Raw genomic sequence first — 8,506 nt, forward strand, 5'->3', positions numbered from 1 at the left:
TCCACGCTTCCAAGCACTTCAAATTTGGCGTTTGGATCGATTTCTGCATGGCTGAGTACCACGATTTCGAGTCCGAACCGTTCGAAAATCTCTGCAAGCGGCTTACGCAGCATCGGATCGACGATGAGGATAACCGGAGCGACACCTTTCTGCAGCACTTTCTGCGCTTCATCACTGATTGTTTCGACTACCTGGTTGATCTGCCCGACATTGAGAAGCAGCTGACGTCCCGATTCGTTTTCCTGCAGGTGATCGAGCAGACGCTGCTCGGTCGGTGCATTGAGTGTCAGAAGTTTGATGATCCCATCCTGGTCTTTGTAGAGGTTGGTAATGACGCGTGCAAGTCTGGCGCGTACCTGTTCGACGATCAGGTCGACGTTTTTGGTGTACTCGGCGACATCGGCGACCGTTTCGAGAATCGTGACCATATCTTTGATCGGAACCTGTTCGTGGAGCAGCTGTTTGAGTACCCGCTGGATCAATCCCAGCGAAGCGACTTTGAGTGCATCTTCGACGACAACCGGGTAATCTTTTTTGACTTTTTCCAGAAGTGCCTGAACCTCCTGGCGCGTCAGAAGATCCTCCGCATGTTTTTTGACCAGTTCGCTCATGTGGGTCGAAATGACGGTCGCGGGGTCGATGACGGTATACCCTTTGATGATCGCTTCTTCCTTTTTGTCCGCATCGATCCAGATGGCATCGAGTCCGAAGGCCGGCTCCTTCGTATGGATGCCTTCGATCTCTTCCGTCGCCATACCGCTGTTCATGGCAAGAAATTTGTCTGCATAGACCTCCCCATTTCCGATTTCGACCCCTTTGAGCAGTATCTGGTATACATTGGGCGGGAGTTGCAGGTTGTCCCGTATACGCACCTGCGGCATCAGAAATCCATAGTCGGATGCGATTTTCCGACGCATGCTTCGAATACGCTCCAACAGATCGCCTCCCCGGCTCGTATCGGCCAGTTTGATGAGCTGATAGCCGAGATCGAGTTCCAGCATCTCCACTTTGAGGATATCTTCGAGTGCCGCTTCCTCCTCTTCTTTGGTTGGTGCCGCACGTGTCGGAGGTGCCGTTTCTTCTTCCGCACCGGCTGCACGTTCCCGTTCCGGTCCGAGAAGGGACTCTTCCATACCCTGTTTTCGAATCAGATATCCCAGCCCCAGGAAAAGAAGACCGACGAATGTAAGCGGAAGGGTCGGAAGGCCCGGGACCAGAGCGAAGAGGAGCAGAATAAAACCGACGATAAAGAGTGTTTTGTACTCCCGGATGAGCTGATTGATCGCGCCCTCGGCGAAGTTTTTCTCTTCGTCTTTGCTGGCACGGGTGATGATGATACCGGTAGCCGTCGAAACGATGAGAGCCGGGATCTGCGATACGAGACCGTCACCGATCGTCAGAAGAGTGAAGGTCTGGGCCGCGTCGGCAAGGGACATGCCGTGCTGAAACATTCCGATCAGAAAACCGCCGATGATATTGATGATCGTGATGATGATACCCGCGATCGCGTCACCCTTGACGAATTTGCTCGAACCGTCCATCGCGCCGTAGAAGCTGGCTTCCTGCAGAATTTCGGCGCGCCGTGTTTTCGCTTCGTTTTCGTCGATGAGACCGGCATTGAGGTCGGCATCGATCGCCATCTGTTTGCCGGGCATCGCGTCAAGGGTAAAACGTGCAGCCACTTCGGCGACGCGTGTCGCACCTTTGGTGACGACGATGAAGTTGATAATAACGATAATAGAGAAGACGATAATACCGATGACATAATTGCCGCCAACGACAAAATCACCAAAACTGGTGATGATGTCGCTGACTGCTTCGGGTCCCTCGTGTCCCTTGGATAGGATCATTCGTGTCGTCGCAATATTCAGAGAGAGACGGTAGAGCGTGATGAGCAGAATCATCGTCGGGAAGGTCGTAAAATCGGTCGGCTTTTCGATAAAGACCGAAATGAGAATCATCAGAACCGAAATGGCGATGGAGACAGTCAGAAAAAAGTCGAGAACGGGACTTGGAAGAGGTACGATGATGATCGCCATGATGGCGACGATCATCGCGACGATTGTCAGATCCTTGGCACTCGCGATGGTTTCCAGAAACGGCATGGCGCGTTGAAAAAGTCGGGTGCGAGTCGCTTTAGCCAATCGGTTTCCCTTCTATATGATGGATAACGCTCATTTTTCCAGAATATCTTTAAGTGTCAGATTTCCGAGAAAACCGTCGATCTTGTTCTGGAGACGATTCAAAAAGGGCCAGATAATGCACGAGCCGGCTCTTTCACTCGGGCAGCACTCCTGTGAGGGTGAACACTCGAAAACCGATGGTGCTTTGCCTTCAGCCGCTTCGATGACCTCCAGGATGGAGATCTCCTCAAATTTTTTATTGAGTGCAAAACCTCCCTTTGCTCCTTTGTAAGAGACAAGGATGCCGCGTTTGGCGAGATTCTGTAAAATTTTGGCGAGAAAACTTTTTGAAATATCGAGCTGTTTCGAAAGGGTGTCGACATCTTTGGGTTCGCCGCTTTCGCCAATCAATGCAAGTGACAGCAACGCATATTCGCTTGCTCGGGTCAGTAACATACTCCCCCCTATGTAATGTTGAAATTAATTCTATTCTAAATTATGTAAATCTTTGCTTTTTTAAGAAACGTTGTGTATAATTGCGCACTCTTTGTATGCGCTCAATGAGTCACATATGGGAGAATATAACCAATCAGGAGGTCAGAAATGGCTTTGGATTCGGCTAAAAAGCTTGAAATCATTAAACAATTCGGACGTGGTGAGAACGATACGGGTTCTCCGGAAGTACAGGTCGCACTGTTGACAGAGCGGATCAAATACCTGACAGACCATCTTAAAGAGAATAAAAAAGACCACTCTTCCCGACTCGGTCTTCTGAAACTTGTCGGACAGCGTAAACGTCTGCTTCGTTATCTCAAAAGAAAAGATTACGACCGCTACACCCAACTCATTTCTTCACTCGGTATCCGAGATAAGTAATTTTCGCCGGCGACAGCCGGCGTTTTCGTGAACCGTGAACGGTAAACGGAGCAAACTTCCTCCTTTCGGCTTTTCGGCATTTTCATTCGTCCATTCAACTCACACCCCATATCCCATATCCTACACCCCATATCCCACACCCCATATCCCACACCCCATATCCCACACCCCATATCCCAACATTCAACCTTTAAATAATCAATTCAAGTAAATAAACTTGACACGAATGCACTCAATTAAGTATAATCCTATTGGCATTTTAGAAAATAGGTGCTAAAATAATAGGCATGAAACAGAAATACGAAGAGATTCTTGAAACGGTTGTCAAGACTTTTTTGCAAACACATGAACCGATCGGGTCGGCAACACTGAAAGAGAAGCTGCCATTCGAAATCGCACCTGCAACGATTCGCTACTACTTTAATAAAATGGTGGAACGCGGCGAGCTGGAACAGCTTCATAAAAGCAGTGGAAGGATTCCGACAGAGAATACGATGAAATTTTACTGGCGCAAGCATCTGAAAGATCTGGAAGTGATCTGTGACGCGATGGAGGAGCTGGCGCGTATCAGTGAAAAAGAGGAGCTGTTCGTATTGCTCAAGCCCTTCAAAAAAAACAGACTGCAAAGTATTGAGCGGATCGGTGAGCGTTTTCTGATTCTGGTCTTCGAGTCGGATGAATATGTGATCCGCTATCAGAGTCAGCTCGAATCGTTTCTGGGCGATTTGATCGGGTATGAACTCGACGAGGTCAAACAGATCGCGAAAGATGTGGGAATGATGTCACTGTACCACAAGATGCGTGCGAAGAATGATGAGCAGATTACAGCGATCAATCCGGAAGCAATTATCCGAATCGCCGGGAAACGAAGCAGTTGGGGAAAGCGAAACATGCGTATTTTCCTGGATGGAGATGTCATCGAGGAGTTCTCTATGGGACTTCATTTCGAACCTCTCATTCCAAGAGGGTTCATGGCGTTGCGAACGGAAGCGTTGATCGACAATCATCCAACGAAAATATTTTGTATGGGAGCGATCGATCACGATTTTACGAAGATTTTCAAGGAGGTGTAAATGGCTGGAAAAAAAACAGATGACGAGATGAGAAAAAAAGAGGAAAGAAGCGAACAATCGGCTGAAGAAGTAGAAAGAGAAGTGGAGAATCCCGATATAAAAGAGCTGAATAAGTGCCGGGAAGAGCTCGAAGCGTGTGAAGACAAATATCTTCGTATGCATGCCGAGTTTGAAAACATCAAGAAACGTATGGAGCGTGAAAAAGAGAAAAGTGTCGCCTACGCGCAGGAGGAGTTTGCACGCGATCTGCTACCGGTTATGGATTCGCTTGAGCTTGCACTTGCATCGATCCCGATGCCGGAAGAGGGTGGTGACGAGCATCTGACAAAACTGCGCGAGGGTATTCAGCTGACGCTCGATCAATTCATCAAAACTTTCGAAAAACATCATATTAAAGTGGTGGATATCGATCAGGGCTTCGATCCGAATTTCCACGATGCGGTGATGCAGGTGGAGAGTGAGGAGCATAAAAGCGGCCAGATTGTCCAGGTACTGCAGAAGGGTTATACCTATAAAGAGAGACTGCTGCGTCCTGCGATGGTCAGTGTCGCGAAATAAAGAGTTTTGCAACTCAGGTAGCAGAACGGTAGAGTAAAGTTGAGTACAATAGACTCAAAGTTAAATATAAACAAATTCTGGAAGGAGATAAAAAAATGGGAAAAGTAATAGGAATCGACCTGGGAACGACCAACTCCGCAATGGCGGTTTACGAAGGCGGTGAAGGAAAAATTATCGCCAACAAAGAGGGAAAAAATACGACACCGTCTGTCGTTGCATATACAGAGAAGGGTGAAGTGCTCGTCGGAGATCCGGCGAAACGCCAGATGGTCACAAACCCGGAACGGACTATCTACAGCGTCAAGCGTATTATGGGTCTGATGTGTAACGAAGAGAAGGCGGCGGAAGCGAAAAAGCGCCTGCCCTATCACGTCGTGGACAAAAGCGGTGCCTGCGCCATCGAAGTCGATGGCAAAACCTATACGCCTCAGGAGATTTCGGCGAAGATCCTGATGAAGTTGAAAGAGGATGCCGAAGCGTATCTGGGGGAAGAGGTGACCGAAGCGGTCATTACCGTGCCGGCCTATTTCAACGACTCGCAGCGAAAAGCGACGAAAGAGGCGGGTACCATTGCCGGTCTGAACGTCCTGCGTATCATCAACGAACCGACGGCAGCGGCACTCGCCTATGGTCTGGACAAGAAAGAGGCCGAAAAGATCTGCGTCTACGATCTGGGCGGCGGTACGTTCGACGTGACGGTTCTGGAAACTGGCGACAATGTTGTCGAAGTTCTCGCGACCGGTGGTGATGCTTTCCTTGGCGGTGACGATTTCGACAACCGGCTCATCGATTTCATCGCCGAAGAGTTTCAAAAAGAGAATGGTATCGATCTGAAAGCAGATGTCATGGCGCTTCAGCGTCTGAAAGAAGCGGCAGAAAACGCGAAAAAGGAGCTTTCGGCAGCACAGGAGACGGAAATCAATCTTCCGTTCATCACAGCCGATGCCAGCGGACCGAAACACCTGGTCATGAAGGTGACACGAGCGAAGTTCGAGAGTCTCATTATGGATCTCATTGATAAGACGATCACCAAAATCGATGAGGTGCTCAAAGATGCCGGAATGGCCAAAAGCGATGTCAAAGAGATCGTCATGGTCGGCGGTTCGACACGTATTCCGCTCGTGCAGGAGAAAGTCAAGAACTTTTTCGGCAAAGAGCTGAACAAATCGGTCAATCCGGACGAAGTCGTCGCGATCGGTGCAGCGATCCAGGGCGGTATTTTGAAAGGGGACGTCAAAGACGTACTCCTGCTCGATGTCACTCCGCTCAGCCTCGGTATCGAAACGCTCGGTGGTGTAACGACCAAAATCATCGAAAAAGGTACGACGATTCCGGTCAAGAAGTCGCAGATTTTCTCGACGGCGGAAGACAACCAGCCGGCCGTTACGATCCATGTCGTCCAGGGTGAACGTGAAATGGCGAAAGACAACAAATCGCTTGGCCAGTTCGAGCTCAGCGGTATTCCGCCGGCTCCGCGAGGCGTGCCTCAAATCGAAGTCACCTTCGACATCGATGCCAACGGTATCCTGACCGTCAGCGCGAAAGACAAGGCGACCGGCAAGTCCCAGGAGATCAAGATTACGGGATCTTCAGGCCTCAGCGAAGAGGAGATCGAAAAGATGGTTCGCGATGCGGAAGCCCACAAAGAGGAGGATCGCAAGCGCAAAGAGCTCATCGAAACCAAGAACCAGGCCGATGCACTGGTCTACCAGACCGAAAAAAGTCTCGGCGAAGTGGGCGACAATCTCGAAGCGGGCGAGAAAGAGAAGGTACAGGCCGCTCTCGATGCCCTCAAAGAGACGCTCAAAGATGAAAACGCGACCAAAGAGCAGATCGATGAGAAAGTCAAAGCTCTGACCGAAGTGAGTCACAAACTCGCCGAAGCGATGTACAAAAAAGAGCAGGGCGGTGAACAGGCTGCCGGCGGTGCCGAAGGCGGTGCCAAACAAGGTGGCGACGAAGACGTCATCGATGCCGAAGTCGAGTAACACGATTTCCTCTGAAAAGGCGGGTGGTTCACCCGCCTTCCATCCGTTCGATCCGATTATCGACGACAACTCCAACATTCTCATTCTGGGGTCGTTTCCCAGTATCAAATCGTTCGAAAACAACTTTTATTATGCACATCCCAGGAACCAGTTCTGGCCGTTGCTTTCCAGCATCTTCAACATGCCGGCCGAAACAGTCGAAGAGAAGCGATTGCTTCTAAAGAGAAACCGGCTTGCCCTCTGGGATGTCGTGCAAAGCTGCGAACGCAGCAATTCGGCCGATACCGGCCTACAACACTGTAAACCCAACGATATTCCTTCTCTCCTGAAAACGCATCCCCACATTCGGGTCATCATGTTTACCGGGAAGAAAGCTTATGAACTCTTCCGGCGCTATTTTCCCGATATCACGCTGCCTCAGATTGTACTCCCTTCTCCCTCGCCAGCCTATGCTTCCAAACGATTTGATGAAAAATTGGACATATGGAGAGATTGTTTTTCAGATTTTATATGATAGCATCTACGTTATGGATTCCATTTTTATCGCCAGACAGCCCATTGTTGACGAAGCGGAACAGGTGTATGCATACGAGTTGCTTTTTCGTGATATTTCAAACAGGCCTTCGATATCCGATGTCGAGGCACTGGATGATCTTTATGCAACAAGCAGAGTAGCCGTCAATACACTCAACCAGTTCGGCATCAACAATCTGTTGGGAAACAGATTTGCATTCATCAATGCCGATGAGCATTTTATCAGTGGTGATGTCGTTACGATGCTGCCAAAAGAGCGGTTTATCATCGAGATACTGGAAGACGTAAAGGTCGATGATACGCTGAAAAGCCGGATTGAAGAGCTCAAATCGGCCGGATATCGGTTCGCAATCGACGATGTAACGTTCGATGAAAGGTTTTTCGACAATTTCGAAGCGATTTTTCCCTTTATCGATATCCTGAAAATCGATATTCAGCTCAACGATGTCGACTACGTGAAAGAGATGATAGATTGGTTCGGACGTTTCCCCCACCTCACATATCTGGCTGAAAAAGTGGAGACTTACAAACACTTCAAAGCCTATAAAGAGGCTGGATGCACGCTTTTTCAGGGCTATTTTTTCGCCAAACCGGAACTCAGGGAGCAGAAATCGCTTGATCCGTCGAAGCAGATACTGATTCATCTGACCAATCTGCTGATGAACGAGAGTTCGACTATCGATGAGATCGCAGCCGCATTCGAACAGGCCCCGAAACTTTCCCTGCAGCTGCTGCAGTTTCTGAATTCGGCCCATATGGGACTCAGATCTCCCATCAAATCGGTTCACCATGCGATTATGATGTTGGGAAAAATCCATCTGCTCAACTGGCTCTATCTGCTCAATTATGCGAGCGGAAAGATCGAAAAACTGGAAGACTCTCCCATCGTCGCACTTGCCTATTTCCGTTCCCAGCTTTTGCGAAAGTTCGTCCAGATGCATACCGGCAATAGAGAACTTGCCGATATGGCAGCTTTTATGGGTATCGTCTCCCTTGCCGAGAGTTTTTTTGAAGTCCCTTTGCGGAATCTGCTTGAGCAGATCGAGATCGATACGCAAATCAAAGAGGCGCTTCTGCACCAAAAAGGAGCACTCTATCCATATTTCGAGGTTGTCACGGATGTCGAACGGTTCGATATGGAGAGTTGCTCAAAACATGCACGGGCGATAGGCGTTTCTCCCCAGGCGATACAGCAGCTGATTATCGAAAGCTACGTAAGCAACATCGCATAATCGGGACTGTGGCAGCCCCCACTTTCAGTGGGAGGCATCCAAGTTTATGTAATGAGATGATAACTGACGAACGCCAGGATCCAGGCGAGCACGTTGGGGTAGACCGTATAGAAGGTACGCCA

The 8,506-nt window shown here is 49.2% G+C and carries 8 protein-coding genes; 6 read left to right on the top strand and 2 right to left on the bottom strand.

The window, feature by feature from the left end:
• Both flhA and Q1K24_RS08240 read right to left on the bottom strand, forming a co-directional pair.
• A partial coding sequence (flhA, locus tag Q1K24_RS08235; protein ID WP_300368724.1) for a flagellar biosynthesis protein FlhA occupies nt 1–2,105 on the bottom strand: 2,105 nt, incomplete at its 3' end.
• A gap of 69 nt (nt 2,106–2,174) precedes the next feature.
• Entirely contained in the window at nt 2,175–2,579 is a 405-nt protein-coding gene (locus Q1K24_RS08240; RefSeq protein WP_300368703.1) for an Rrf2 family transcriptional regulator, read from the bottom strand.
• A gap of 147 nt (nt 2,580–2,726) precedes the next feature.
• Here Q1K24_RS08240 and rpsO point away from each other — a divergent pair, with 147 nt between their 5' ends.
• The 6 genes from rpsO (at nt 2,727) to Q1K24_RS08270 (ending at nt 8,384) form a co-directional block, all read left to right on the top strand.
• Nucleotides 2,727–2,999 carry a 30S ribosomal protein S15 gene (rpsO, locus tag Q1K24_RS08245; RefSeq protein ID WP_300368706.1) on the top strand — a complete coding sequence of 91 codons (273 nt, stop codon included), beginning with the start codon at nt 2,727–2,729 and terminating at the stop codon, nt 2,997–2,999.
• Between the two features lie 287 nt (nt 3,000–3,286).
• Nucleotides 3,287–4,072 (top strand): hypothetical protein, encoded by a 786-nt coding sequence (locus tag Q1K24_RS08250; protein WP_300368709.1) that lies wholly within the window; start codon nt 3,287–3,289, stop codon nt 4,070–4,072.
• Nucleotides 4,073–4,630, top strand: coding sequence for a nucleotide exchange factor GrpE (grpE, locus tag Q1K24_RS08255; protein WP_300368712.1), 558 nt, complete (start codon nt 4,073–4,075; stop codon nt 4,628–4,630).
• Nucleotides 4,631–4,725: 95 nt separating this feature from the next.
• Nucleotides 4,726–6,618: a molecular chaperone DnaK gene (gene dnaK, locus Q1K24_RS08260; RefSeq protein WP_300368715.1), complete on the top strand. Its 1,893-nt coding sequence runs from the start codon at nt 4,726–4,728 to the stop codon at nt 6,616–6,618.
• Nucleotides 6,602–7,132 carry a DNA-deoxyinosine glycosylase gene (locus Q1K24_RS08265; RefSeq protein WP_300368718.1) on the top strand — a complete coding sequence of 177 codons (531 nt, stop codon included), beginning with the start codon at nt 6,602–6,604 and terminating at the stop codon, nt 7,130–7,132. The genes dnaK and Q1K24_RS08265 overlap by 17 nt, the downstream gene beginning before the upstream one ends.
• 13 nt (nt 7,133–7,145) lie before the next feature.
• Nucleotides 7,146–8,384 carry an EAL domain-containing protein gene (locus tag Q1K24_RS08270; RefSeq protein ID WP_300368721.1) on the top strand — a complete coding sequence of 413 codons (1,239 nt, stop codon included), beginning with the start codon at nt 7,146–7,148 and terminating at the stop codon, nt 8,382–8,384.
• Nucleotides 8,385–8,506 lie beyond the last annotated feature (122 nt).

This window comes from Hydrogenimonas sp., assembly GCF_029932565.1.
In the GTDB taxonomy this organism is placed as follows: Bacteria; Campylobacterota; Campylobacteria; order Campylobacterales; family Hydrogenimonadaceae; genus Hydrogenimonas.